This window comes from Streptomyces sp. 2323.1, assembly GCF_900221035.1.
Lineage (GTDB): Bacteria > Actinomycetota > Actinomycetes > Streptomycetales > Streptomycetaceae > Streptomyces > Streptomyces sioyaensis.
The window spans coordinates 54870-80625 of sequence record NZ_LT907981.1 but is presented as its reverse complement, the minus strand read 5'-3'; the positions used below and the strand labels follow the sequence as shown (position 1 = coordinate 80625).

General features: G+C 66.3%; 20 protein-coding genes. 12 read left to right on the top strand and 8 right to left on the bottom strand.

Annotated features, from left to right (window positions below; translation table 11 throughout):
* Window positions 1-133: 133 nt before the first annotated feature.
* The 4 genes from CPH93_RS00330 (at window position 134) to CPH93_RS00315 (ending at window position 8078) form a co-directional block, all read left to right on the top strand.
* On the top strand, window positions 134-1621 hold the full coding sequence (locus CPH93_RS00330; RefSeq protein ID WP_096215220.1) for a UvrD-helicase domain-containing protein: 1488 nt from the start codon (window positions 134-136) through the stop codon (window positions 1619-1621).
* A 259-nt stretch (window positions 1622-1880) separates the two neighbouring features.
* Window positions 1881-2135, top strand: a complete 255-nt coding sequence (locus CPH93_RS37505) for a lamin tail domain-containing protein (protein ID WP_443031421.1) — start codon at window positions 1881-1883, stop codon at window positions 2133-2135.
* A gap of 664 nt (window positions 2136-2799) precedes the next feature.
* The gene (locus CPH93_RS00320) at window positions 2800-7563 is read left to right on the top strand and encodes an RHS repeat-associated core domain-containing protein (RefSeq protein WP_096211540.1); all 4764 of its coding nucleotides are present in this window, start codon (window positions 2800-2802) and stop codon (window positions 7561-7563) included.
* Window positions 7563-8078 (top strand): SMI1/KNR4 family protein, encoded by a 516-nt coding sequence (locus tag CPH93_RS00315; protein WP_096211539.1) that lies wholly within the window; start codon window positions 7563-7565, stop codon window positions 8076-8078. Before CPH93_RS00320 ends, CPH93_RS00315 begins: the two co-directional genes overlap by 1 nt.
* A 354-nt stretch (window positions 8079-8432) precedes the next feature.
* Here the strand turns inward: CPH93_RS00315 and CPH93_RS00310 are convergent, their stop codons facing one another.
* The gene (locus tag CPH93_RS00310) at window positions 8433-9083 is read right to left on the bottom strand and encodes an HNH endonuclease family protein (protein ID WP_096211538.1); all 651 of its coding nucleotides are present in this window, start codon (window positions 9081-9083) and stop codon (window positions 8433-8435) included.
* Between the two features lie 140 nt (window positions 9084-9223).
* The gene (locus CPH93_RS00305; RefSeq protein ID WP_231977111.1) at window positions 9224-9457 is read right to left on the bottom strand and encodes a DUF6207 family protein; all 234 of its coding nucleotides are present in this window, start codon (window positions 9455-9457) and stop codon (window positions 9224-9226) included.
* Window positions 9458-9645: 188 nt separating this feature from the next.
* Here CPH93_RS00305 and CPH93_RS00300 point away from each other — a divergent pair, with 188 nt between their 5' ends.
* The 6 genes from CPH93_RS00300 to CPH93_RS00275 all read left to right on the top strand — a co-directional run bounded on the left by CPH93_RS00300 (window position 9646) and on the right by CPH93_RS00275 (window position 15907).
* Window positions 9646-10347 carry an HNH endonuclease family protein gene (locus CPH93_RS00300; protein ID WP_096211537.1) on the top strand — a complete coding sequence of 234 codons (702 nt, stop codon included), beginning with the start codon at window positions 9646-9648 and terminating at the stop codon, window positions 10345-10347.
* Window positions 10348-10722: 375 nt separating this feature from the next.
* Window positions 10723-11754 carry a NucA/NucB deoxyribonuclease domain-containing protein gene (locus tag CPH93_RS00295; RefSeq protein ID WP_159394928.1) on the top strand — a complete coding sequence of 344 codons (1032 nt, stop codon included), beginning with the start codon at window positions 10723-10725 and terminating at the stop codon, window positions 11752-11754.
* A gap of 4 nt (window positions 11755-11758) precedes the next feature.
* A complete protein-coding gene (locus CPH93_RS00290; protein ID WP_096211535.1) occupies window positions 11759-12271 on the top strand; it encodes a hypothetical protein in 513 nt (170 codons plus the stop codon).
* A 336-nt stretch (window positions 12272-12607) separates the two neighbouring features.
* Window positions 12608-13129: a hypothetical protein gene (locus CPH93_RS00285; protein WP_096211534.1), complete on the top strand. Its 522-nt coding sequence runs from the start codon at window positions 12608-12610 to the stop codon at window positions 13127-13129.
* A 321-nt stretch (window positions 13130-13450) separates the two neighbouring features.
* Window positions 13451-13780 (top strand): hypothetical protein, encoded by a 330-nt coding sequence (locus CPH93_RS00280; RefSeq protein WP_197708727.1) that lies wholly within the window; start codon window positions 13451-13453, stop codon window positions 13778-13780.
* A gap of 744 nt (window positions 13781-14524) precedes the next feature.
* Window positions 14525-15907: a sporulation protein gene (locus CPH93_RS00275; RefSeq protein ID WP_096215218.1), complete on the top strand. Its 1383-nt coding sequence runs from the start codon at window positions 14525-14527 to the stop codon at window positions 15905-15907.
* Here the strand turns inward: CPH93_RS00275 and CPH93_RS37500 are convergent.
* From CPH93_RS37500 to CPH93_RS00255, 4 genes are all read right to left on the bottom strand, one after another.
* On the bottom strand, window positions 15865-16134 hold the full coding sequence (locus CPH93_RS37500) for a hypothetical protein (protein ID WP_443031420.1): 270 nt from the start codon (window positions 16132-16134) through the stop codon (window positions 15865-15867). The two genes, CPH93_RS00275 and CPH93_RS37500, sit on opposite strands and share 43 nt — an antisense overlap.
* Before the next feature lie 330 nt (window positions 16135-16464).
* Entirely contained in the window at window positions 16465-16887 is a 423-nt protein-coding gene (locus CPH93_RS00265) for a hypothetical protein (protein WP_096211533.1), read from the bottom strand.
* An 807-nt stretch (window positions 16888-17694) separates the two neighbouring features.
* Window positions 17695-18324 carry a GNAT family N-acetyltransferase gene (locus CPH93_RS00260; RefSeq protein WP_096211532.1) on the bottom strand — a complete coding sequence of 210 codons (630 nt, stop codon included), beginning with the start codon at window positions 18322-18324 and terminating at the stop codon, window positions 17695-17697.
* A gap of 362 nt (window positions 18325-18686) precedes the next feature.
* Window positions 18687-20060: an FAD-dependent oxidoreductase gene (locus tag CPH93_RS00255; protein ID WP_096211531.1), complete on the bottom strand. Its 1374-nt coding sequence runs from the start codon at window positions 20058-20060 to the stop codon at window positions 18687-18689.
* Between the two features lie 336 nt (window positions 20061-20396).
* Here CPH93_RS00255 and CPH93_RS00250 point away from each other — a divergent pair, with 336 nt between their 5' ends.
* On the top strand, window positions 20397-21212 hold the full coding sequence (locus CPH93_RS00250) for an SDR family NAD(P)-dependent oxidoreductase (protein WP_096211530.1): 816 nt from the start codon (window positions 20397-20399) through the stop codon (window positions 21210-21212).
* 853 nt (window positions 21213-22065) lie between these two features.
* Window positions 22066-23484, top strand: a complete 1419-nt coding sequence (locus CPH93_RS00245) for an aldehyde dehydrogenase family protein (protein WP_096215217.1) — start codon at window positions 22066-22068, stop codon at window positions 23482-23484.
* 486 nt (window positions 23485-23970) lie between these two features.
* On the opposite strand, the gene CPH93_RS00240 is transcribed toward CPH93_RS00245, so the two are convergent.
* Both CPH93_RS00240 and CPH93_RS00235 read right to left on the bottom strand, forming a co-directional pair.
* Complete coding sequence (locus tag CPH93_RS00240) at window positions 23971-25146, bottom strand: MAB_1171c family putative transporter (protein ID WP_159394927.1); 1176 nt, start codon at window positions 25144-25146, stop codon at window positions 23971-23973.
* The gene (locus CPH93_RS00235) at window positions 25136-25657 is read right to left on the bottom strand and encodes a hypothetical protein (RefSeq protein WP_096211528.1); all 522 of its coding nucleotides are present in this window, start codon (window positions 25655-25657) and stop codon (window positions 25136-25138) included. The genes CPH93_RS00240 and CPH93_RS00235 overlap by 11 nt, the downstream gene beginning before the upstream one ends.
* Window positions 25658-25756 lie beyond the last annotated feature (99 nt).

The window sequence follows — 25756 nt, the reverse complement described above, 5'->3', positions numbered from 1 at the left end:
GCCCGCATCGACGTTCCGGGCCCTGCACCTTCCTCGTGCCCCGCGCCGTGCTCGGCTACCTGATCGCGCCGCACCGGATCAGCAGCAGCCATGCTCACGCCCATCCCCGACCCGTACACAGGGAACCCAGGTGCTGAACCCCACCGACGAACAAACCGCCGCCGCAGACCACTTCCACGCCGGCGACCACCTCGCCCTCCAAGCCGGCGCCGGCACCGGCAAGACCACCACCCTCGCCCTGCTCGCCCACGGCACCAAACGCAGAGGCCGCTACATCGCCTACAACCGCGCCATCGCCCGCGACGCCGCCACCCGCTTCCCTGCCACCGTCACCTGCAAGACCGCCCACGCCCTCGCATACGCCGCCATCGGTCACCGCTACACCCGCCGCCTCAACGCCCCGCGCCGCCCTGCCTGGCAGACCGCACAACACCTGGGCCTCACCAAACCCGTACGCATCGGCGAACGCGAGGTCTCGCAACCCACTCTGGCCAACACCGTCCTGCGCACCGTCACTCGCTTCTGCCACTCCGCCGACCCCACAATCACCCACCACCACGTCCCCCACCTCCGCGGCCTGGAAGACCAGACCCTGCACCGACAACTCACTGAACTCGTCACGCCCTTCGCCCACAAAGCCTGGAGTGACCTTCAGCGCCTCGATGACGGCAAGGTCCGCTTCGACCACGACCACTACCTCAAGATCTGGTCCCTCTCGGGCCCGAAAATCGACGCGGACTTCCTCCTCCTCGACGAAGCACAGGACACCAACCCCGTCGTCGAGCAGATCTTCAATAACCAGCGCAACCACGCCCAGCTGGTAATGGTCGGCGACTCCGCCCAGGCCATCTACCAATGGCGCGGCGCCAAAGACGTCATGACCGGCTTCAACGGCACCGCCCTGGCCCTGTCGAAATCCTTCCGCTTCGGGCCCCGCCTCGCCCAGGAAGCCAACCGCTGGCTCGCAATCGCCGACGCACCCATCCGCCTGCAAGGCAACGAAGCCGTCCCCACCGAACTCGGCCTCGTCGACCGACCGGACGCCGTACTGTGCCGCACCAACGTCGGAGCCATCACCGAACTCCTCCAACTCCTGGCCACCGGATACCGCGTCGCCCTCGTCGGCGGGGGCGAAAGCCTGCGCACCCTCGCCCTGGCCGCCCGCGACCTCAAAGAAGGCCGACGAACCAGCCACCCCGAACTCGTGCTGTTCACCTCCTGGGGCGAACTGCAGGACTACACCAGCCACGACCCGGCAGGGCGCGACCTGCAGCCACTGGTCGATCTCGTCGACCAGCACGGCACAGACGCCATCCTCACCGCAGTCAACCAGCTCACCGACGAACGCCAGGCCCAGGTAATCGTCTCGACCGCGCACAGAGCCAAAGGCCGCGAATGGCCAAGTGTGAGGATCGCCGGGGACTTTCCTCCACCTCGCGACAGCGACGAGGTGGACGACGCCGGCCGTCCCATTCCTCGCCCCATCGATGACGCCGAAGCCCGCCTCGCCTACGTCGCTGTGACCCGAACCCGGACCCGCCTCGACATAAGAGGCCTCGCCTGGGTCGACCAACATCCTGATGGAAACTCCCGCCCCAGCCCACCCTCCACAGGTCCGTGACGCCTAGCTCTACACCGTCGGCAAGCCGCCCTCAAGGGGGTTCTGTGTCCCGTCATGTCTCACGTATCGCTGTTGCCGTCGGCGGTGCTGCGGCGCTCGCCGCCACTGTGGCGCTGCCCGCCGTTGCGGCCGGCCACGGCCGTCACGCTCCGGCCCCGCCCCACACCAGTCGCTTCGCCGTGGTCCTGGGGGCGATCCAGTACGACAGCCCTGGGCGGATAACCGTTCCCACCGGAGCCTGAACGCGGAGTGGGTCACGGTGAAGAACACCGGCCGTCTCCCTGTCAACATCAAGGGCTGGACCCTGTCCGACAAGTCCGGCCACAGCTACCGCTTCGGCAACCTCCGCCTCAACGGCCATAGCCAGATCCGCGTCCACACCGGCATCGGCCACGACAACCGCCGCGACGTCTACCAGGGCCGCCGCGCCTACGTTTGGGACAACACCGCCACCCTGCGCAACGACCACCGCCGCGTCGTTGATGCCGAAAGCTGGGGGCGCCACGGTCACTGACCGGCTCGGTGCCGGCCGGTGAGCTGTGCCGCTCACCGGCCACCACGGTCCGTCGCGGGCCCGTGCCTGCGGCGTACCGCTACGTCCCCTTGAGGGGAAGCATCACGAACGCGTCCTCTGTCCATGCTGCTGGTTTCTTGATTCCGCTTCGGGGCCACAGGCACCGGGATGAATCCCCAGCAGGGCATGTTGGCTACGCCCGCTCGAACTCCACGTCAGTCTCCTCGCAGTCGACGGCGAGCTGCAGAAGCGTGTTGCGCTCGACGCGATCGGTGGTGCGAGACCAGCGGAGCTTGGTGCTCACCAGTCGGCGAGCACTACACCCCCACACCCCCGCAGCCGTGTGTGATGTCGCCCGGCACCAGGTGCTGGTCGACGGCTACGCAGGAACGCCTACCCGAGGCCGAAGGCCTCGCTCGCAAGCTGCGCGGAGCAGGAGTCGATGCGTTCAGCGCCCTTCCCTGATGAAGCTGTTGACGAAGGGCAGTTCAGTAGATGGTGGGGTCGGGAGTTCGCCGTAGGCATGGAAGCCCCCCGGTCGTGGGAGAGCGAGCCCCACGGAGCTGTTCGACTGGGAGCAGGCTGGTACCCGTCTTGAGGAACCGTCAGAGTGAATGAGAGCCTCTCTTGTTGACGAAGTTGATCAACGGGGGGCGTGGTTCGCATGGGTGTAGTGCTGCCGGGGTGGGCGGATGAGATCCTCGACATCATCGGTATCTCGTGGCCGAACGTGGACGAAGATGACTACCGCGACATGGCTGACGCCATGCGGGAGTTCGCAGACGACTTCGATGGCGGAGCGAACGAAGCACATCAGGCCATCCAGGGCTTGGTGGCCTCAGCGGGCGGCTCCTTGGCCGTCGAGGCGCTGAACGCGCACTGGGGCAAGATCAACGGAACCCACCTGAAAAACCTGGGGGAGTGCGGCCGGCTGGCAGCATCGGCCCTGGACGGTGTTGCCATTCTCATCGAGGGCGCCAAGATCGGCGCGATCGTCCAGCTCGGCATCCTCGCGGCAGAAGTGATCGCCGCCCAGGCGGCGGCCCCCTTTACGTTCGGCCTGTCCGAGCTGGGCGCGCTGGCCGGGACCCAGGCGACTCGCCTAGCGGTGCGTCGGATCTTCAAGGAGGTCTGCCAGCAGGTAGCCGAACAGGTCATCAGCATTGCACTGACCCCCATTGAGGAAGCCCTGGGAGCAATGGTCGGCGACCTGGTCGTCCAGCTCGGAGCCAACGCCCTCGGCGTCCAGGACGGCATCGACGTCGGTCACGCCGCCCAGGCGGGCAAGGAAGGCTTCAGCCAGGGCGTGCAGGGTGCCAAGGACTCCGCAAAGTCAGCCGCCGCCAACCCGATGCAGCTCCTCAGTGCCGGTGGCAGCAGTGGGGGAGCAGGCGGCGGAGCCGGTGGCAGTGGCGGGTTCAAGTTCGACGAAGGTGAGCACGACCGGGTGGTGACCGGCCTGGACAGCGCCGCTGGCACGTTCCGCAACAAGGCCGGCAGCAAGATAGGCCGAGCCAAGAGCCATCATGGCCGCACCCGAGGCAAGGACGCCATCGCCGACGCGGCGAACGCGATGCTCGACAAGGTCATCGACGGCATCGAGGAAGGCGTCAAGAAAACCGCCAAGCACCTCGGTGACAATATGACCCGCGGCGTCAAGCAGATGGCCAAGAACCACCGAGACAACGACAACGGGCTGGCCGACCACTTCAAGGGCCTTGGCAAGAACGGCAACAAGGACCCCAAAGCTCCACACACGAACGGCTTGAGCAGCCCTTGGAGGGGCAACGATCGCGGGGCGGATAGCAAGGCTCGGCAGCAGCTCGACAAGGAGCACCCGAACAACAACTCACGGGTGGACCTCACCAAGAAGGGCTGCGGTGACCCGGTCGACGTGGCCACTGGACGGGTCTACCTGCGCGAGGTAGACATCGCGCTTCCCGGCAGCATGCCCCTGATCTTCAGCCGCAAATTTGAATCCTCCTGCAGCGTCGGCCGGACTATTGGGCCTTCCTGGACGTCGACGGTCGACCAGCGCCTGGAGTTCGACGAACAAGGCGTCATCTTCGTGACCGAAGACGGGATGCTTCTTCCCTACTCGCTTCCCAGCGCCGGCCAGCAGGTGCTCCCACTTCGCGGCCCGCGGTGGCCGCTGGCGGTGACCGAGCAGGGCGACTGGTCCATCCATGACCCTGGCAGCGGCTACACCCGCTATTTCACACCGGTTTCGCACACGAGCGGCCTAGCCCTTCTCGACGAGATCACAGACCGCAACGGCAACCACATCACCTTCGACTACGACAACGAGACCGGTGCACCGCTGGCCATCCGCCACTCAGCTGGATACCACCTCAAGTTCACCACTGACGAACGCGGTCTGCTCACCACACTGCAACTGGCCGCGGCAGGCGAGGACAGCACCGACCTCGTCCTAACGGCCTACGAACACGACGAGTCTGGCAACCTCACCGCAGTCTCCAACTCCAGCGGCCTGCCCAACGGCTACGAATACGACGACCAACACCGCATGACCGCCTGGATCGATACCAACGGCAGTCGCTACGAGTACACCTACGACCCACACGGGCGCTGCGTGGCACAGGGAGGCAGCGAAGGACACCTGCGCTACCGCTACGCCTACGAACCCGTCGATCCGGAAACCGGCCACCGTGTCGTCGCGGTGACCGACTCGATGGACCACGTCACGCGCTACAAGATCAACGAGCGCCTCCAAGTCGTGGCTGAGACCAACCCGCTGGGCCACACGACCTCAACCCGCTACGACAACTACGACCGGGTACTCAGTGTGACCGACGCACTCGGCCACACCACTCGATACGAAAGGGACCAACACGGCCACCTTACGACCGCGCATCTCCCGGACGGGACACAGACCCACGCCACCTACAACGATCTCGGGCTGCCGACCCAGATCACCGAAGCCGACGGCCAGACATGGCGCTACACCTACGACGAACGCGGCAACCGGCTCACGCAAACTGACCCCACCGGCGCAACCATTCACTGCACCTACAACTCTGCCGGCCACCTGATAGCCGTCACCGACCCCCGCGGGGAAGCCACCCGCCTCGTCAGCAATGCCGCCGGCCTCGTCATCGCGGTCACCGATCCAAGCGGCACCAACACCTCCTGCGTCCGAGACGAATTCGGCCGCATCGTGCAGGCCACCGACGCTGCCGGCGCCGTGGTGCACCAAGGCTGGAACATCGAAGGACAGCCCACCTGGCGCCAGCTGGCCGACGGTACACACGAGAGCTGGGAGTGGGACGCAGAAGGAAATCTCACCAGCTACACCGACCGGATCGGACGCACCACTACCTTCGCCGTTGATGCCTTCGACCAGCTCTCATCCACAGCCGCCCCGGGTAACAGCCAATACCACTTCGGCCACGACGCTGAACTGCGCCTGACCACGATCACCGGCCCCGACGGCCGCAGCTGGCAGTACCACTACGACCCCGCCGGACGTCTGGCAGCAGAAACCGACTTCGACGGCCACGTCATGACCTACCAGCACGACGCAGCCGGACGCATCACCGCGCAGACCAACCGCGCCGGCCAAACCCTGCACTACGAGCGAGACGTTCTCGGCCGTGTCGTACGCCTCACCAGCGATGACGGCACGACGGACTCACTCTTCCAATACGGTCCCTCGGGGGTGATGACCCAAGCCAGCAACGCTGACGCACAGATCACCGTGACGCACAGCCCGGCTGGCCAACCCGTACAGGAAACCGTCAACGGCCAGCGCTTGACACGCGAGTTCGACGCCATGGGGCGGCTCACCGGACGTCACACGCCGCTAGGCTCAGTAAGCCGCTGGGCCTTTGACACAGCCGACGACGTCTCCTCCTACCAGGTCGCCGACCACCACCTGCGCTTCACACACGACCTTTTCGGCTGCGAGATCCGCCGAATCCTCGACGACGTACTCAGCGTTGATCACGCCTGGGATGTCAACGGCCACGTCACTCACCAGGTAGTGCGCACTCCGGGCGCAACGCACGAGCGCCGCTACAGCTACGGCCGTGACGGAAGCCCCCTCTCGCTGCGTGACCACGTGACGGGCCAGCGGGCCATCAGCCGCGACGGCGCCGGCCGCATCGTCGCGGTTCAAGCCGACCGTGGTGGCGAGCGGTACGAATACACCGCGACCGGCGACCAGTCCTCAGCGACTTGGCCGTCCTACTTGCCAGGACAAGCCGCTGTAGGCGAACGGGTGTACCGCGGCTCCCTCATCAGCCGCGCAGGGAGGACCCACTACCAGCACGACGAGCAAGGCCGACTACTCACCCGACAGCGCACCAGCCTCAGCGGCAAGACAAATACCTGGCGCTACACCTGGAATGCCGAAGACCGGCTGACTGCTGTCACTACACCGAAGGGGCTTACCTGGCGGTACCGCTATGACCCGCTGGGCCGCCGCATAGCCAAGCAGTGCTACGACAGCCACGGCCGCATGACCGAGGAAACGGCCTTCACCTGGGACGGCCACCTCCTAGTCGAGGAGACCCTCCGCCGCCCGGACAACCCCACGCTTCAGGTCACCACCTGGGACTATCTCGGCGACCGACCCATCGCCCAGACAGAGCGCACGGTCGACGCACGCGACGGACGCGAAACCGCCCGCCGGTTCTTCCTCGTCATCACCAGCCCGAACGGCACCCCGACCGAACTGATCGATGAAAGCGGCGGCATAGCCTGGAAGGCCGACAGCACACTGTGGGGTCTCACCGCATGGGACCGAAGCAGCACTGCATACACGCCTCTTCGATTTCCCGGCCAGTACTTCGACCGCGAGACCGGCCTGCACTACAACTTCAACCGGTACTACGACCCGGAGACCGGCCGATACCTCTCACCCGACCCCCTTGGGCTGGTCCCGGCTCCGAACCCGTACACGTACGTCGAGGACCCCCTCGCACACACAGACCCCCTGGGCCTGGCCAAGAAGTGCCGTGACGACATCACCTGGGGTGGTCGTGTCGAGTGGGGCCGCGACCGGCACGGGCGTCTTGAGACGATGCGGGCAAGAGTCGAAAGGGACATGATCGGAGAAGGCACCAGTGCCAGATCAGACCTGCACCCGCCCGGTTTTACAGGCCAGTCGGCCGGGCAAGCCCGAGGTCATATGCTCGCTGCCATGCTGGGAGGTACCGGTGACAAGCTCACCAACCTCTTCACCATCACCCACAGGCCGGTAAACACACCAGATATGCGTGCATATGAATTCGCGGTCAGACGAGCGGTAAGGGAAGAAGGATCCATCCACTACAACGTCCGCCTCGAATACGACAATGACGCCGCCAAGATCCCCAGATACATCCATCTTGAAGCGAGGGGACGCGGCGGGCCGATATTTCAGAATGTGAAGTTGGAAAACCCCGCCTGGCTACAGGAGCCCTGATGAACGACCTCAACCGCCTCCAGCAGCTCTGCCCCCCACCGGAGCCGAGTCACTCACCCATCGAGTGGACCGCCGTCGAACGTGCGCTGGGCACTCAACTGCCCAGCGACTACAAAAAACTCGTCGAACGTTATGGAACCGGCAGTTTCAAGGGATTCCTAAGCATCCTCCAGCCAAACGCCGCCCACGAAGCGCTCGACATCGTGAAGGTGACACCAAGTGCACGCAACGCGGTAGAGAAGATGAGTGAATGGGTCGAACCGCCCTGCCCGCCGTGTCAGCTCCAGCCCGTCGCTGTCACGAGCAATGGCGATGACATCTTCTGGCTGATGGACCCTCCCGAGAACCCTGACAGCTGGAAGGTCACTGTGAATGACCTGGACAGCGAGGAGTGGTTCATCTTCGATGGCCACCTCACTGCGTTCCTTCTCGGCTTCTGCACTAACGACGTCGTCGTCCCCAGCTTCCCCGACGATCTCCTCGAAAAGCCAGCGTCCTTCACCCCCACCCCCTAACGACAGAAAGACTCGGGAAACAATCGCACTGGGCCCATCCGAACAGAGGGGGAGTTCATCCGGTGCTGAGGCCAAGCCTCAGCCTGCCCGACGACGATCGACCCGACTCTGATGTGCTCGCACCCGGCCAGTGGAGGTTGCAAGCGCCCACCGCTCCTCACGATCGAAGGCATGAGTAACCGCCGTGGGCGTCAGACGGCACAGCATCGTGCAGCTCGCGCACGCCGCTGGTACACGGGTGCCGCTCGACCAGCTCGTCGACGATGCCGCAGATCAAAGGCCGGCCCCGGACCTCTCCGGGGCTGGCCCGGTACACACCCAGCAGAGAAGAGACGTGCGGGCCGAAGGCTGGTGCTACACCGGCTCGTACTCGACGTCGGTGCTCTCACAGCTGGCAGCGAGCTGGCGCAGGGTGTCGCGTTCGCGCCGGTCGACGGTCAGGGACCAGCGGAGCTTGGTGCCCACCCAGTCGGCCAGATACGTACACCGGGCCGTGGCCGCTGGCGGCATCCACTCGGCTGGGTCCTGATCGGCCTTGGACCGGTTGGTCTTCGCGGTGACAGCGACCAGGGAACGTTCGGCGCCGAGGTCGTTGGCGTAGGCCTGGCGCCGCGCGGCCGTCCACTGCGAGGCACCGCTGTCCCAGGCTTCGGCCAGCGGCACCATGTGATCGATATCCAGGCCCGACGGCCCGGCCACGGTCGCCTCGTCGTAGTAGGAGGGCCACGTGCCGCCGGTGATCTTGCAGCCCGCGCCGACCGTGGGCTCGGTGACGACTTCGGCCAGGAGGACTTCAGCCCGGGTGTTGCAGCCGTCCTTGTCCTCGTCGATCCAGTGGCGGAACTTGGTGCGCTCGTAGCCATCGCGCACTTCGGCGGCCTGAGGGAGCGCTTCGATGCCGGCGTGGAGGCTGAGCGTCTCGGCAGCCTGTGCGGGGGTGACTGTGGTGAGGGATAGCAGGGCGAGGGCCGCGGCCGCAAAGGCGCGAGCAGTCGTCTTGTCCATGATCCGTTGATAGCGCCGGCACGGAGACCGCCGGGCGACATAGCGGTGCCGGTCACTCGGGAGAGTGGCAAGTCGTACTGGAGCGAGGAATCACGAGCTGGTGCTTCACGACCGGAGGTCGTCCGCGTGGCGTCGGATGGTCAGGCTGCGCCGGGGTCGAAGCTGCCGCCGGTCAGCGGTGCGCGACGTAGGTCAGCGTATGCACGGATAGTGACGCCGGGCTGGCCAGGGGTGCGCCAGGGGGCGGAGGGGCCGCTGGAGAGCCACAGCCCGCCGAGCGCGGCCGCCGCCTGGCGGGCGGTTTCTTCGTCGGCAGCGGTGACGTCGATGACGACCAGGCCCGGCTCGCGTAGGTGCTCTTGGGAGATCTTCATGGTCTGCCAGACGCATGTCGCCGAACAGAGGGTTCGCTGTCCGTGCCCCACATTCACCCGGATGGGGGCCTGCGTGAGGCGGCGACGTCCGCAGGTGCCTCCGGCGTCGTGCGGGGCCGTCGGTTGACGTGCCCCGGCACGGTGGGTAGACCTCACGCTGATACCACTTCACCTGACCTGGGGGTCCTATGCATTCCGCGCGTCGTCTGGCGATTCTGGCCTGCCCCGCGCTGCTCTTCGCCGCGGCTGCGTGCACCCCCAGCACCCACCAAGACGCGAAGCCAACCTCATCCTCGAGCCCGTCCGCCAGCAGCAACGGCGAGGGTCTGCCGCTCGCCCAGGCGGTGGGCCGGCTGAAGGGGGCGGCCGAGTCCCGTTCCGGGTACGACCGGGACAAGTTCCGCCTGTGGACTGACGCTGACCACGACGGTTGCGACACCCGCAAGGAAGTCCTCCTTGCCGAGGCGGTGAAGAAGCCCCGCGAGGGCAAGAACTGCCGTCTGACCGGCGGCACGTGGCGCTCCTACTACGACGACAAGACCGTCTCTAACGCCCGCAAGCTCGACATCGACCACGTCGTTCCGCTGGCCGAGGCCTGGGATTCCGGCGCTTCGAAATGGACTGCCGAGCGCCGCGAGCAGTACGCCAACGACCTGGGAGCCGACCGCAGTCTGGTCGCCGTCAGCCTGGGCCCCAACCGCATCAAGGGCGACAAGGACCCTGCCGAGTGGATGCCGCCGGCCAAGGACGCCACCTGCACGTACGTCACCGACTGGGTCACGGTGAAGCTCCGCTGGAAGCTGACCGCCGACCGCGCTGAGACCGCGGCCCTGCAGAAGATCGCGGCTGGCTGCAAGGGCGCGACGGTGAAGGTCACGCCGGCACCGTAGAGGCGGACGCGGGGTGCTTTTGCGTCACATGCGTGGGCGCATGTGCATCACGCCGCTCAGTTCTCCTCCCAGTCCGCCCGCGAGCCAAGCCCCGTATCCGTGCACTGCCGACAGCCGTTCACTGTGCGTCTGGGCGCAAAGAACTGGCTTGCACCTTACGTAAAGTGATGTCCGAAAATCAGCTCTCCACGCATCACAGCATCCCCATAGGGTGCCGACATCGCGAGCGCCTGCCGGCCTTCGTGAATGACCCATCAGGCGTCAACGGGGGCGGGGGATGGGTCACGTGTGGGCGCGTTTCTGCGCGAGCTGGGTGCCAACTGCCCCCGATCAACGAATCAGGGGGAGAACTTGTACACCTTGCCAAAGCGTCGCTTGGCAGTAGTCGGCCTGACCGCACTGGCGACCGTGGGCGCCACCGTGTCCGTGACCGCCGCAGCCCCGGCCGAATCAGACCCACCCCGGGTGACGGTGGCCATGGAGACCGCCCCGGCGCATCCGGCGCTGGCCACCGCGAAACAGGCCGCCGCCGCGCCGTCATGGTGCAGGCCCGGCCAGAACGAGTACAACCGCTTCCAGGCGTGCACCGTCTCCAACGGCACTTTCACGGTGACGCACAACCGGCAGGTTGTGGGGCGACTGAACTTCACCGTGACACAACACATCGGGCTTAACGCGAAGAGCCCGAAGTTCACCGAGCAGTTCAGCTTGAAGTTCACCTCGGGCGCCGGCACCGTCGACGGCTTTGCCACGAACCTCGCCGCCTCGTGCGGTGGGAGCTGCAAGGCAACCTCGCATGTGCCTCACACACCCACACGGGTCGGCGAGACCATCAACGGCACCATCTCCTACAGCGACACCACCAGCACGAAGAACTCCACACACACCTCCTACGGCCTCACCTTCACCAGGCCCGGCTACCTGTCCACGCCGGCGAAGTGGTCGTCCCTGACCTACCGGTGCGACAAGGGCAACAAGGCCGGCAGGACAGGGAACTACGGGACCGGGTGCGTCTTCACCGGCTACGCCCCCTTCGAGACCCAGCAAGCGGCACTTCCGGGCATCTCGAAGAACATCGCCCGCATCCAGAAGGCCGGCCCGCACCACTACGGTGCCTACGGGCTCCACGGCTCGCCCCTGCACCGCACGGCCGATGCCACGGTGATGAAGAACAACCGCAGGATCGCCTGCCCCGACGGGCGCCCACGTCCGACGGGAAAGTCCTGCGACGAGTACCCCTTCGCCTCCACTCAGGAGGGCGCCGCCAACAAGAAGGCCAAGCCGGGCGACTGGGGCTGGGCCTGGGTGCCGGTCGGTGAGCAGAACAAGCAGCGGAACATTCTCAACGACTTCTACCGCCACAACCGGATCCTGAACGGCGACCGCTTCTGGGTCGCGGTCCAATAGCCCCATGGCCACCTACACCTCGATCATCTACGTCACCCACGCCGGCTACTGGGTCAGCGAGCCCACCTGCAACGTCAGCGACAACCAGGGCACAGAAGGCAACGGCCTCGTCGGGCCGGGGCAGGGCTCAGCCACCATCCAAACCGGGCTCGAAGACGGCCCCGTCAAGGTCACCGTCGACATCCGGGAGACTGAGCCCCCCGTCCAAACGGACGGCTGGGACGAGATCATCGAGGTCAGCATCCCCTTCGAGAGCGAAGACGCCGATATCGACAGCCTGGGCGGAACCATCGGCGGCTGGTCCGAAGAAATCCCGATTACGGCGGCCGGCCCCGGCTGGTACCGGATCCGCGTCCACGCCCGAGGCCGGGACCAAGGAGCACAGATCCGCGACCTCGACCTCGACGACGAGCCCGTGGAAGAACATCTGATCCAAACCTGGCCCGCTCCACGCGCGCCCGAGATCCGCCACAAGCTCACCGACACCTACGGAGCCGAGGCCCGCGCCCGAGGCTGACCACAGGCCACACGGCCGAACGGGAACAGGCCCGCGAACCGTTGCTGATCACTGCCGGCAACGGCTCGCGGGCCCACCCATGCCGCCCGGTGCCCCTGACCGATCGTGCGCTTGCCCCCACGGCCAGCGCCGATCCGCAATTGGCCCTGCCGGTTCTCCGGTTCAGCGGTAATGCCTTGCGCAGACCAGGGGTTGGCTAAGAGCGGACCACCCGCGGGTCAGAAAACGGCATGGATACCAGTTGTTCACCACCAGCCTCTACCCGCATAGACGTGGTGCTGGTGACATGGCGTCAAGTCCCGGGATCCCGCCGGGCCCGAACACGGAGAACCCCCCATGCGACCGACACAACGACTCGCCTCCGCGACCACCGCCATCGCACTCACCGCCGCAGGACTCATCCTCACCACCGGCAGCGCCCACGCCGCCACCTGCTCCCACTCCCACCTGCCGCTCCCCGACGCCACATGCCAGCCCGGCGCCTACAACCCCACCGTCACCCAGTCCACCATCAAGAAGACGATCTGCGTGCCCGGCTGGACCAGGACCGTCCGTCCCCCGGTCTCCTACACCACCCCGCTGAGAATCAAGCAGATCGGCGAGTACGGCTACTCCAACACCAAAACCGCCGACTACGAGGAAGATCACCTCGTCCCCCTCGAACTGGGCGGTGCCCCGCGAGACCCCAAGAACCTGTGGCCCGAGCCCCGCTACGGCAACAAGCCGTCCGCCAGCAAGGACTCCGTGGAGAACAAGCTGAAGGTCGCGGTGTGCAACGGCACCGTCAAACTCGCTGCCGCGCGCAGCGCCATCGCCACCAACTGGACCACCGCCCTGTCAAAGGTCGGAATCAGCTGACCAGCTCAGCGCGGCTCAGACTGCAGTCCGGCGCTGACGGCACCCCCCCGGCTGCCGTCAGCGCCTCGCCAGCCGCGCGCAGCGGTCTGGTGCGGCAAGCCGCTCCGTACCCATGGCGACTGCCAGCTAATTAGGTGCTGTCCTGCCGATCACCCCGTAGGGCGCCTCGATGGTACTTTGCCCGGAAATCGCGGGAGGGGTGGACAAGCAGGTGGACAGTGACCTGCGGCATGCAGCTGTCGTGGTGCTCGGCAAGCTCGGGCGCAGTCAGGACTACCGTGATCGGGCGATGCCGGTCACGGCCTGGCAGGGTTCGCCGAGATGCAAGAGGCCCTCGGGCCGCTGCTGGAGCTCGTGCTCGACCCAGCTGACACCCTCGTCACCCGGCGGACCGTGGAAGCCTTGCTCCGGCGAAAGGACAGGGACGGGCTGACGACAGTCGCGTCCGCACTGGCAGTCGCCGACTCGAATCACAGCGATTGGATCCACACCGCAATCGTCGATGTATTCAGCATCTTCTCCGACGAGCGGGACGACGCGATACGACTGTGCGAGGAGATGTTGCGGGACACCGACGACCGCGTTGCCCTGGGGACTCGTCAGCTGCACGAAATCCTGGCAGAGATCGATCCCGTTCTTCGCCCGGCATAGCGCGGGGCGAACGCTGTCGTGAAAGCGCAGGTGCTGACGGCAGAGGACAGAACCTCATCGCAGCCTCGTCAGCGGCCCGTCGGGCGCCTCACCGGCGCCACCTCGACAGCCCTTCAGGGCCGCCAACGGCAGTGAGGAGTGCATCGCCTGCTCGTGCCCCGACGATCAGCTGAATCGTTGATAGGGCTATGGAGTACAGGGGGATCTGACCAATGCGCAGTGGGAGCGGCTGCGAGGCTACGGACCCTCCGGTCGGTTAGGTGCGTGTCCGGCCCGTCGTGTGACCGCGTTGCAGCCTCCCGCGCTCCGCCGACGGCTGTGATGTCGCCTTCGCCAGTGCCGTCTGCTTCCTCGGCAGGATTCAGCAGGGCAAAGACGCCAGGCAGGACGAAAAGAGCTGCCGACATCCAGAACGGCAGGGCGTCAACGACCGCCGCACCGGCCGGCGCGGCCATTGCTGCAAGCAGTCGGGTCGCATTCCGCCTCGCCCGCGAGCCGACAGAAGTCGCCCTTTCCCACGTGGTCACCTCTGACACGTTCCACTGCACGAACCCCATGGCACTCACCCGTTCCTGATGCATCGTTCTCGAACTCTCCCGACACCAGGAGAGCAAGGGCGGCGCGGGAGCACAGGGCTCACGGCTGGGGCTCACGAATCGCGGTCCGAACACATACGAACTCCCCTGCCATACACTGGACTTGGGTAAGTCAAGCCGACCCGGACGATGAGCGAGGGTGAGGGTGATGGTGGCGGGAACGGACACCGGGCACAAGGCGAACACCCAGCTGGAGGCGCTGATCTCCGAATCGGGGATCAGTCACAAAAGACTGGCCCACCGGCTGAATCAGATCTGCTTATCGCAAGGGCTGTCCACCGAGTACACCCACACCTCCGTGGCGAATTGGTGTCGCAGGGGAATGATGCCGAAGTGGCCGATTCCACGACACATCTGCACGGTACTCACGGAAAGCCTGGGCCGTGCAGTCGATCTCGCCGACATCAGAATGGAGTCGGCGAACACCGACCGTAGTGTCGGGCTGAGCTACCCGAGGGACCAGCAGCAGGCATTGTCCGAAGCGGCTTCGTATTGGAGCGCCTTGAACCGACGAGATTTCCTGACGACAGCGCCGTTCGTCGCCGCCGCGTTCTCCGAACCGGTGGCCCGATGGCTGATCAGCCCGACCGAGCCCGTGGCGCGGCCGACCGGCCGCACCACGGTGGAGCGCGGGCACATCGAGGAACTGCGCGAGGCAGCCGCGGCGGCACGGGCCTGGGACTCGCGGTTCGGCGCAGCCGCGTGGAAATCGCAGTCCCTGACCGAGTACCTGTACGAGAGGGTCACTCCGCTGCTGAGGGCCCGGTACACGGAGCGCGACGGGCGCGACCTGTTCTCGGTGACCGCCGAGATGGCCAGACTCGCCGGCTGGACGGCCTTCGACGCGGGGCATCACCAGACCGCCCAACGGCACTACATCCAGGCGCTCAGGATGGCCAAGGCCGCCGGCGACATCCACCTCGGGTCCTACGTCCTCACCACCATGGCGATGCAGTCGCTGATGCGGGGCTTCCCCTCTCAGGCGATCGACATGGCCCAAGGGGCCTACGAGCGGGTGCCCGGTGCCGATCCCCGGGTTTTGGGGTTCGCCAAGCTGATCGAGGCACGAGCCCACGCCCGGGCCGGGGACGGCCGGTCGGCATGCGCTTGTTTGTCCGCCGCCGAGCGACTTGAGGAACAGGGGATGACGGAAGGGCGCGGAGAGCGCACCTGGATCGAATTCTTCAACCGGCAGCGGATCATCTCGGACGCCGCCGAAATCTTCCGCGACCTCGGCCGCCCGAAGTCGACCTTCGCGTGGCACGCGTTGGGAGCGATGCCCGGCGACGCGTTCGCGAGGTCGCGCGGCATCCGGCTGTCGGTTCTGGCCACCGCGCACGCGCAGCAGGGAGACTGGGAAGCCGGCCTGCGGCTCGGGCGTGAGTCCCTGCAGCTCTTCACCAGGCTCCAGACCGTACGGGGCGGGGACTACATCAAGATCTTCACCAAGTCGCTCCACCAGTGGCGCCACGAAAAGCCCGTGGCGGCCTACCTCGCCGAGGCGCAGACGATGACCTCCCGCCGGCCGTAAACACCACCCGCCCGCCTGGAGTCGCCTCCAGTGGCCCGCTGGTACGAGCGCAGCGCGGCGAGCTTGGTCTCCCATGTCTCTTCGCCGGGTTCCCACACCATGCCGACCTCCGGGGCGTCGAGCCGCCGGTCGCCGCCTTTGACACCCCTGGGCACTTCGCGGTGCCGGGGCTTCGCCGTCGTGATGACCGGCACCGAGACCGGCGACGTCCGCGTCAGCGTCGACATCCGCGCGCCCCCCAGGAGGCCGACCTCGATTCCTGGGACGAGGTCGTCGAGGTCAGCCTCTCCCTGCCCGGTCGCAGACGCGGTGGGATGACGTTCAATGTCGATGATTTCGACTTGCCCGACTTTCCCGGGCCCGGCCCCTACCGGGTCAGTGTCCATGCCCGCGGCCGCGACCAGGGCCAGGATCTGCTGATGGTCGAGGACGATCCCATCGAGGACACCTCCTCCTCGTCTGGCCAGCCCCGCCCGCGCCGGAAACGGTGCACAAAGTCACCGACGCCTACGGAGCCATGATTCGCGCCTCATGAACCGCACTGGCTGAGGGGCGGCTCAGCTGGCCGGGAGTTTGGCGACTGCGGCCTCGATGTGCCCGTCGACCAGGGCGGGCGCGCCCACGAGCATCACCAGCAGGTTGCCGCGGCGGACGGCGGCTGTCTTGAGCACGGAGGTTCCTCCTGGCCCGTTGAGCGTGGTCGTGTACGCGTAGGCGTCGGGACCTGGCCTGGGGGCGGAATCTTTGTGCACCGTGACGGTGAGTGGAGTACTGCCGGAGGTCATGGTGTATGTGGGACAGGACGTCTGGGCGTGCATGAGCCTGCGTAGCCCTGCGGACAGCTTGGACGGCGTATCGCTGTGGAGCTCCTCGCCCAGCTCGGAGTCCGCGCCGAACGTGAAGCCGGCGGAGGTCTTCGTCGCGAACTGCACTTCGTCGCTGTGCTTGCTCAGCTCTTCCAGCGCAGGGCAGCCGCTCATTCCTACGTTGTCGTACCGGTGAGGGTCGGCGGCCTTCTCATCGTCGGGAGTCTCGGTCTGCGTGTACCCCGGCCCTAGGTCATCGGTGGTCAGCAGGTAATGACGCAGCCGTTGGCCCTGGACAGGCTTGAGGTCGGTGGGGGAGAGCCCCGGGGAGGCCGCAGAACCTGGATCTGCAGCCCGGGAGGCTGTTGGCTCGGTGTCGTGCTTGCCAGCGGCAGGCGTACTGCTGCATCCGGTCGCCAGCACCAGGACCCCACAGGCAGCCGCTGCCGCCGCCCCACTGATTCGACGCTGCTTAGTTTGCACTGGCCAACCCCCGTTATCGACAACGGACATGACCATATCGACGCCTGATCTTCCGAGGGCGCGAAGCCCGTGGGATGGCCTGATCATTTGCTCGATCTGGCGAGAGTAATGCGTGGCGTGAGGTCTCACAGCTGTAATGAACGCCGAGAGAATCCGGGCTCCGCTTCGCCACCGCGCGCGACGACTAGGCCGGATCCGTCTACGAGGACGCCCACCGCTACGTCTTCCCCGATAGGGATTGCAAAGTTGTCAGCCACAGCTTCCCGGAGCTCAACGCACGGCATCTGATCCTCTTCTTCGACTGTACTCCTCCAGAACCACGTGAAGGAGTACATGGCAGGTCGGCCGCGCCCCCTGTCTCGCTGTGCGCAGAGCGAGGGCCGCTCGTTTCAGCCTGCGGAACGCGATTGCCTGCGCGAGGCCGAAGCCTGCCTCCCGATGCGGAGCCGACTTTGGTGGCGCTGACAGTGCATCGCTCCCCGCGCCATGACTCCTGCTTCAGGGCCGGTAGACGAACTCCGCAAGCGTCGCGTGCTTCTTCCAGCCCAGCGTCTCGTACAGCGCGCGCCCGGCGTAGGTCGCGCCGAGAACGCCGAGGACCGCGCCTGTTTCCAGGGCGCGGTCGGCAAGCGTACGCGTCACGAAGTTGCCCAGCCCGCGCCGCCGATGGGCCTCCTCGGTCATCACCCGGTCCACGACCACGGCTTCCCCGAGGGATGCCATCTGCCCCTGGGCCGCCTGCTCGCCCGCCGCATCCAGCACCCGAGCGTAGGTGACGGCTCCAATGGTCTCCACGACCGCGGTGTACCCCGCGGGCGCGACCGGGTCCGTGGCCGTCAGGTCAACGGCCATCAGATGGCCGGTCTCCTCCATCACCCACCCCTGGGACAGCCAGGACTCGATCTCCTCCGGCTCCCCGGGCATCTTCATCCAAGTCCGCGCCACGGAAACCGAGGCCGCGGCGCTGCGAACCAAAGACTCCTCGGCCTCGGGCAGGACATGGCGTCCCACTTCTTCGGTGTTTCCGGCCACCTCGATATAGAACCCCCAGGGCTTCTCGACAGGCGGGGGCGTCCGCCGGGACACGGCCCAGCCCGCCACCCAAGTCCTGACTAAGTCCGCAACCATCCAGTCCTCCCGAAGCTGTGGTCGTATCAACGGCCAGGTAATAGACAGCAACCGGCTTCACACATTACGTCGACGTGCAGTCTGCGGCATCTGTTTTACCGGGGTGCAGCTCCTGAAGGGCACTCGTGAAAGATCACAAACAGCACTGCAAAGGAACCGCCACCAGCCGGCAACCATTACGGGGACACCGCCGCCCTACTCACCGGCAGCACCGCAGGCGCCCTGGACTGCGTCTGCAGCCTCTACCCCACCGACCCCAACGTCTGCCCCGGCACCGCGCACGCGACAGACTCAGGAGTCAACTCCCGAAGGACTTCCGAGGCCGAACACTTAGCGTCGAAGGTGAGGTACCAGGCAAGTGCTCAGCCTGGAATGAGTGCATCCCACTGATCGCGAGTCGGTCCGTCGTGCGTTGGTGAGAAGTCTGGGTGGTCGGCCAGCCAGTCGGTAACGGCTCGGTCCACTTCGTCGGTGCCGTAGGCGTCGTCGGCCGGTTGCAGGAGATGGCGTACCTGGGCACGGGCTCGCATGACGACGGGATCGTCAAAAGCGCAAGCGGCCAGGGCAGCTGCCCGCCGATCCGAGGATGGTGAGCTCTCGGTGAGGCGTTGCTCGTTGCCGCGGTCGGCCGTCACCTGCGCGTCGAACCACGGGCGGAGGGCCTGTGCCGTCCAGGTGTGGTAGCTGGTGGGGTCCGCGGCGACCTGGTCGACATGGGTGGCGAGGTGCTGGGCTGCACGCAGGCCGAGGGCCACGCCATGTCCGAGGGTGGGGTTGGTGTGGACGAGGCTGTCCCCGGCGTTGACCAGGCCCGTGACGACAGGTCCGTCATCGTCGGCGAGGGAAGTCCAGCGGTTGTCCAGGCCGGCCATCGCCAGGACGTCAGTCTGTGCTTCGGGGGCCAGGTCGAGCCAGGCGGCGGTGGCGGGGAAGCGGCGGGCGACGGCCTCGAACACGGCAGGGTCGGTGAGCGCGCCGCGGGTCGGATCGCCCGTGGAGAGCACCAGGCTGACCGCGAAGGTGTCGTTGTCGGAAGGGAAGACGCCGGCGAGCGCGAACGGTGCGGCCGAGCCGGTCTTCACCCGTCCGGGATCACGCGGGCCGTCGGCACGCAGGCGGTACCAGCGGCACAGATAAGCGATTCCGGTGCGGTGGCTGTCGACCACGGGCGGACGGCAGCCGGCCGCGGTTAGCCAGTCGGGGACAGGCGAGCGGCGACCGGACGCGTCGATGACGAGGTCAGCCTGGTGCATTTCCGCGCCCACCTGAACACCGGTGACCCGGGCAGGGCGGCCCTCCCTGAAGGTGAGGGCGCGCACCCGGCAGCCTCGCCGCACTTCAACGGTGGGTTCCCGCCGCACGGCCGCGGTCAGGGCGGCCTCCAACACGATGCGGCGGGTGCGCAGCGTCACCAAGTCCTCATCGCCGGCCCGATGCGGCGGATGCTCACCGAACCAGTCGAAGTCGTGGTATTCCCGGGCTCCGCGTGCCAGCAGATCCGTGTAGACATCAGGGGTCTCGGTGCGCAACACGGTGCGGACGGGCGCGAGAAACGAGTGGGGATGGTTGGCCTGCGGGACTCGGGGCCTGTCCCAGTGGAAGAAGTCCCGGTTCAGGTCCTCTCCGGCCTGCCGTGCGTCCTGCTCGAACAACGTGACCGTGTGGCCCCGTCGGCCAAGCATGAGCGCCGTCCCCAGCCCGCTGATACCCCCACCGATCACCGCAACCCGCGCCACCGATCTCCCCTTCGCGTCGTGTTGCGGAATGAGCCTACCGCTAGACGATCTTCAGTTCGAAGTCAGCGTCGCCGTCGCGGTGCGGGGGCGGGGCACGGCGGGGCCGGTGCCAGGTCGATCCGCTTGTCCATGTCCAGGCGGAAGGTGCCGTACGGGTTGACGTTGGATCAGGACACCGCCGCTTTGTTCGCCGCTGCCCTTCGCCGCGGTTGTTCTCGCCCTGCACCCAGTCGCGGTGTCGACGGCAGCGGCACCCGGTCGGCCCGGCGGTGCCGGCGCTTCGTAAGCTCGCAGTACGGGGAACCGGAAGTTGACCACCTTCGGAGGCGAACGAGCATGTCGGAACAGCGTGTTGTCCTGGTGACGGGCGGGGGAACGGGGATCGGGGCCGCCACCGCCCGGCTGCTGCGCACCGCCGGGCACCAGGTCGTGATCTCCGGGCGGCGACCCGAGCCGCTGCGCCGGGTGGCTGAGGAGACCGGAGCGCTGGCCCACCCTTCCGACGTCGCCGACCCCGAGGCCGTGTGCGAGCTCGTCGAGACGACGGTGACGGCCTACGGGAGACTCGACGGTGTGGTGCTCAACGCCGGAATCGGGCGGGGCGGCGCGGTCGGCGACACCGACGTCGAGGACTGGGAAGAGCTGATACGGACCAACCTCACCGGCCCGTTCCTGCTGCTGCGTGCCGCGCTGCCGCATTTGCTGGCGGCCCGCGGCGCGGTGGTCGCGGTCGCCTCGGTCGCCGCGCTCCGCAACAGCGTCGGCAACGCCGCCTATGCGACGTCCAAGGCGGGTCTGCTCCACCTCTGCCGTTCCCTGGCCGTCGACTACGGGCCGCAGGGGTTGCGGGCCAACGTGGTGTGCCCGGGCTGGGTGCGTACGGAGATGGCCGACCAGCGGATGGCGCGGTTTGCGGCGGAGGCGGGGCTGGCGGGCGGTGCCGAGGCGGCGTACGAGGAGGCGAACCGGCTGACTCCCTCCAGGCGGCCGGGTGATCCGGAGGAGGTCGCCGAGGCGATCGACTGGTTGCTGTCGCCCGCCTCGTCCTACGTCAACGGGGCCGCCCTCACCGTGGACGGCGGGGTGACCCAGGTCGGCGTCGGCGGTGCCGCCTTCGACTACCGGATCGAGGCGCGCACCCCGCGCCTGTAGCGGACCACCCGGACAGGCCCGTTCGGCAGGGCCGGTTGCGGGGCTGGAACCCATGGCGGACCAGGGCCCCAGAAGGAGGCTGGGCCTGGCCGGCGCCCCAGCGGCAGCCGAGCTCGTCGCTGGGGACTTCGATGCCGGCCGCTCGGGCGAGGCGGTGGCCGCCATCAGCCCACTCCGGTCCGGTCAGGGCACCGGTCGTTGGGATGGAGCAGGATGTCGATGTGGGGGATGGCGCGTCGATCGCCCTGGGGACTCGCGATGAAGGGGTGCTCCAACAGGAAGTCGTCGAGGGGGCTTTAGAGAGAACGACTTTGTCGGACATTTGGCGGTAACGGAGCGTCTCCGACATGGTACGTTTTGGGTCTCCGCAGGCGCTCTGATCTGGTGATTCACCAGTCAGCCTACGGACGTTCGGGGTGAGCGGCCCCTGCTCGAAGGCATCCGACAGCAGGGCTGGCACCGCCCTCCTTGGATGTCACTCGAATCCATTGGCCTGCAGAGTTGTCACATCGCCAGCTTCACGGGCATGAAATGACGCCCCGATACCACCGGATGTGCGACACAGCCGTTAGATTGACTGGCCTGCTGGAAACTTGAGTTCGTCGTCGGCGGGCAACTGAGCCCCCGGTTCACGGACCATCGTAGACAGGGCTCGTATACCTTGATGCGCCCGCGGCAGGGCTGGCTGTGCACCGAGTGACCAGGGGTGCGCTCGACCGGCTGCATACCCTCCCGAGCCCCGCCTGAGCAGTGCCAACGAGTATCGGCCCCTCACGAATGATCGAGGTTGGTGTGCCATACAGTTTTCATGGCTGTGTTTGCGCTACCGCCCGACGTATGGAGGAGCATGCTTGTGAATGCACACGATGAGGTGTTCATCGGAGGGCACTGGCGACCTGCGTCAGGGACAGACGCCATTGAGGTCATCAACCCGTCGGACGAGCGAGTCATCGGAGCTGTCCCAGCCGGTTCTGCAGCCGATGTTGATGCTGCAGTCAACGCGGCTCGTTCGGCGCTGCCGGGGTGGGCGGCCACCGCGCCCACTCGCCGTGCCGAGTTACTGGCTGCGTTGTCTGACGAACTCGCTGCCTGTCAGGAGCAGATGGCTTCACTCATCACAGCTGAGGTGGGTACCACGATCGGGTTCTCCCGCAGGGTTCAAGCCGGTCTGCCGGTCACCGTGACTCGCTTGCATGCTGAGCTTGCGGCCGACTTCGCCTTCGAGGAGCGCGTTGGCAACTCGCTTGTCCTGCTTGAGCCCGTCGGAGTCGTGGGCGCCATCACACCGTGGAATTACCCGGTGCACCAAATCGTCTGCAAGGTTGTTCCTGCACTCGCCGCCGGCTGCACGGTGGTCCTCAAGCCTGCGGAGTTGACGCCTCTTTCGGCCCAGATGTTCACCGAGTGCGTGGCAGCCGCAGGCTTCCCTGCGGGGGTCTTCAACCTGGTCACCGGCAGGGGAACGGAGGCTGGGGAAGCGCTGGTACGCCACCCTGGGGTCGACATGATCTCGTTCACGGGTTCCACGACCGTCGGCAAGCACATCGGGTCTGTTGCCGGCGCTCATGTTAAGCGTGTAGCCCTGGAACTTGGCGGCAAGTCCGCCAATGTCATCCTCCCCGGAGCAGACCTCGCCCGGGCTGTTCGTGCCAATGTCGCTGACGTGATGCGCAATGCAGGACAGTCCTGCAACGCCTTGACGCGCACGTTGGTGCATGCCGATGACTATGAAGAGGCGCTTCGGATCGCCGTCGAGGAGATTGCTTCCTATGTTCCCGGCGACCCGGCCGATCCCGACTGCCGCCTGGGCCCGGTGGTGAGTAGCGCCCAGCGAGAGAAAGTCTGCGACTATATCCGTCGTGGTGTGGCAGAGGGTGCCCGTCTTGTCGCGGGTGGCCCTGAGGCCCCTGAAGGACGGGACAAGGGTCACTACATCCGCCCTACTGTCTTCGCTGACGTCACTGCCGAGATGAGCATTGCTCGCGGGGAGATCTTCGGCCCTGTGCTCTCGTTCATGAGGTACGAGGACGAAATGGACGCTCTGCGCATTGCCAATGATTCCGACTTCGGCTTGGCGGGGGCCGTCTGGGCGGCCGAGGAGGATCAGGCAATCGCCTTTGCGCGCTCGATGGAGTGCGGCCAAGTGACGGTTAACGGCGGGGCATATAACCCGCTCGCTCCCTTCGGCGGCCATAAGCAATCAGGCGTCGGGCGAGAACTCGGCAAGCACGGACTCATGGAATTTCTGCGGACAAAGTCGCTACAACTCTGACAGTGACGATGTACCTGGTGACGCCGCTGACGGGTCTGCCCCGAACTCTGACTGAACCCTCTTCACCCTATTACGGAAGGGTGAAAGGAGCAGGGCAGGTGGGGTGACGTGGAAGCCCCTTGTCGTTGGTGCGGTGATTCCACTCAGTACACAGCCTCCAAGGGGCGTCGTTCGTTCCTTGCCCTGCCACGCTCGATGTCCCGTAGGAGCTGGTTGAGCACATCTCCTGGCTCGCCTACGCAAAATGGCGTGAACCCGGTTCGCGCTGGAGGAGGTTGGGCTGCTTCGAGCAGGCCCTTCTCGCCTGGCCCACCTGTGCAAGAACGAGAGACCCTCACCGACGTCGCTGCTGGCGTCGGTGAGTCCATCACCACCTTGTCTCGTGCGACCAGCACGAGGTCACCCCACCTCTGCCCGCGGACCGTCGGGCGGAGGCGGCACCATGCCCGCGGTCGCTCCGGTGATGACGATGGTGGTCATCAATACTCACTTCCTGTCGGATGTGTTCGGATGGATCGCGAAGTTCCGGGCTGGGGCTGAGGCGTAAGCTCGCGCCATGTCGAGGAGGAATGCTTTCTCGCTTGCGAGGTCGCCTTTGTCGAAGTTGCCGAGACCGCCGGCGGACGGCTGGTGAGGCAGGCCGGCGAGCTTGGCGCTGCGTGCCCCTGTCATCACACACGCGAGCACCGTTGCATCGACTTTGGCGTGAGCGACACCTACAGCGGCCACATGGCGGCGCGCGCGAGCCCATGTACCGGCGGCCACATAGTTGTTGAGGACAAGGATGGCGTCCCGGGTCTCAATGATTTTGCGGTAGGCCAGCAGCCGCCAAGGTGCCTGCGGCCACACGATCTCGAGCAGTCGGTGGCGGGGTGTGATGAACGCGACGTTCGGCACGGCCTGTACCAGGTCGCGCCACAGCGGCCACAGGTGCCAGATGGTGCAGATCTCCGCCACGGCAACCTGCACGGCCCACAGCGAGGGCACCAGGAGGGCGATCGCGCGTAGCAGCCCGTGTAAGTCCATGACGTACGGGAGATACGGCAGCAGCCGATCGGTGTGGAACAGCAGGCTGATGAGCTGGCAGAACCAGAATAAGAAGGAGAGCGCGGTGCCGATTCCGAACATCCGTAAGCTCGCCTTCAGGACAGGGTTGGCCGTGCGTCTGCTGTACTGGCGGCACAGCCAGGTGCAGGCGATGTCCGCGGCGAGATGGTCCGCAACCAAGACGAGCCAAAAGGCAATGGAGGGAGTCGGTGCACCGTGGCCTGTTACGGCGTGTTCCTGGTGCGGTGGAGCCAGGGAATCCAGGATCAGTAGGGACACCATGGCCAGGCTCGTCACATAGCACACGCCCAGACGTAATCGGCGGTCGCCGGCGGCTTCCGAGACGAAGTACAGGACTGCGCCCGACGAGAGGACTCCGCTCATGTTCCGTGCCAGGGCGATGGTGTGGACCCCTCCAGCAGCTTGGAGGGCGAGTTGGGTCGCGGCGGGGAGCATGAGCGTCATCGCCACCGCAGCGGTGGCCACAGCCAACCACAGTCCGCGCTGCTCAGGGGTGCGCAGTGCGGCGGAGGCACGCAGCGCCAGAGCCAGCCATAGGCAGCCCACGCAGATGTAGTCGAACCAGCACAGCACGTTGGAGGGTTCAGAGTTCATCCGCGGCACGCGCCCCCAGAGCGGCTTCGAGCCGGCCCAGCACGCCGTGTGGAGCTCTGGCGGCGGACTGTGATGCGCGGATGCGCAGCAGACTGGCAAGCATCTCCGCCTCCTGTTCCTGACGGTTGGTGTAACTGGCACGGCCGAGCAGCCGTTGCACCAACTGCGGGTTCAGATCGGGGAGAAGGGCCTGAGATGCCTCGCTGTGGCCCAGGTCCGTGCCGCAGTGGTCAAACAGCATGTGCCCGATCTCATGCAGCAGGATGTGCTCTTGATGCACTCGGCTGGTGCGCTGCTCGAAAAAGATGTGGTCGTCGGTCTCGGTGGCGAGCCACATGCCGCAGATGTTGTTCCGGGCGGCCTGTTGCGGCAGCGGATGCAGATGCAACGGACGTCTCCGCTGGGCGGACAGCTCCTGGCACAAAGCATCGATGGTGAAGGGATTTGGCACACTGAGTTGGTCCAGGATCGACTGGCAACGCTGATGTAATTGAGCGTACTTTTTCGGCATGCGTCTCCCAATAGCCTGCTGTGGGGAAGACCGGTCGCTTTCGGGCACGTGCGATCCGGAATACCAGTGGCATAACAACGGACCCAGCCCACCCGGGTA

What these genes read in the sequence shown, in the direction of transcription:
- CPH93_RS00320 (WP_096211540.1), top strand. Translation starts at nt 2,800, where the DNA reads ATGGGTGTAGTGCTGCCGGGGTGGGCGGATGAGATCCTCGACATCATC.
- CPH93_RS00315 (WP_096211539.1), top strand. Translation starts at nt 7,563, where the DNA reads ATGAACGACCTCAACCGCCTCCAGCAGCTCTGCCCCCCACCGGAGCCG.
- CPH93_RS00310 (WP_096211538.1), bottom strand. Translation starts at nt 9,083, where the DNA reads ATGGACAAGACGACTGCTCGCGCCTTTGCGGCCGCGGCCCTCGCCCTG.
- CPH93_RS00305 (WP_231977111.1), bottom strand. Translation starts at nt 9,457, where the DNA reads ATGAAGATCTCCCAAGAGCACCTACGCGAGCCGGGCCTGGTCGTCATC.
- CPH93_RS00300 (WP_096211537.1), top strand. Translation starts at nt 9,646, where the DNA reads ATGCATTCCGCGCGTCGTCTGGCGATTCTGGCCTGCCCCGCGCTGCTC.
- CPH93_RS00290 (WP_096211535.1), top strand. Translation starts at nt 11,759, where the DNA reads ATGGCCACCTACACCTCGATCATCTACGTCACCCACGCCGGCTACTGG.
- CPH93_RS00285 (WP_096211534.1), top strand. Translation starts at nt 12,608, where the DNA reads ATGCGACCGACACAACGACTCGCCTCCGCGACCACCGCCATCGCACTC.
- CPH93_RS00280 (WP_197708727.1), top strand. Translation starts at nt 13,451, where the DNA reads ATGCAAGAGGCCCTCGGGCCGCTGCTGGAGCTCGTGCTCGACCCAGCT.
- CPH93_RS00275 (WP_096215218.1), top strand. Translation starts at nt 14,525, where the DNA reads ATGGTGGCGGGAACGGACACCGGGCACAAGGCGAACACCCAGCTGGAG.
- CPH93_RS37500 (WP_443031420.1), bottom strand. Translation starts at nt 16,134, where the DNA reads ATGTCGACGCTGACGCGGACGTCGCCGGTCTCGGTGCCGGTCATCACG.
- CPH93_RS00265 (WP_096211533.1), bottom strand. Translation starts at nt 16,887, where the DNA reads ATGAGCGGCTGCCCTGCGCTGGAAGAGCTGAGCAAGCACAGCGACGAA.
- CPH93_RS00260 (WP_096211532.1), bottom strand. Translation starts at nt 18,324, where the DNA reads ATGGTTGCGGACTTAGTCAGGACTTGGGTGGCGGGCTGGGCCGTGTCC.
- CPH93_RS00250 (WP_096211530.1), top strand. Translation starts at nt 20,397, where the DNA reads ATGTCGGAACAGCGTGTTGTCCTGGTGACGGGCGGGGGAACGGGGATC.
- CPH93_RS00240 (WP_159394927.1), bottom strand. Translation starts at nt 25,146, where the DNA reads ATGAACTCTGAACCCTCCAACGTGCTGTGCTGGTTCGACTACATCTGC.
- CPH93_RS00235 (WP_096211528.1), bottom strand. Translation starts at nt 25,657, where the DNA reads ATGCCGAAAAAGTACGCTCAATTACATCAGCGTTGCCAGTCGATCCTG.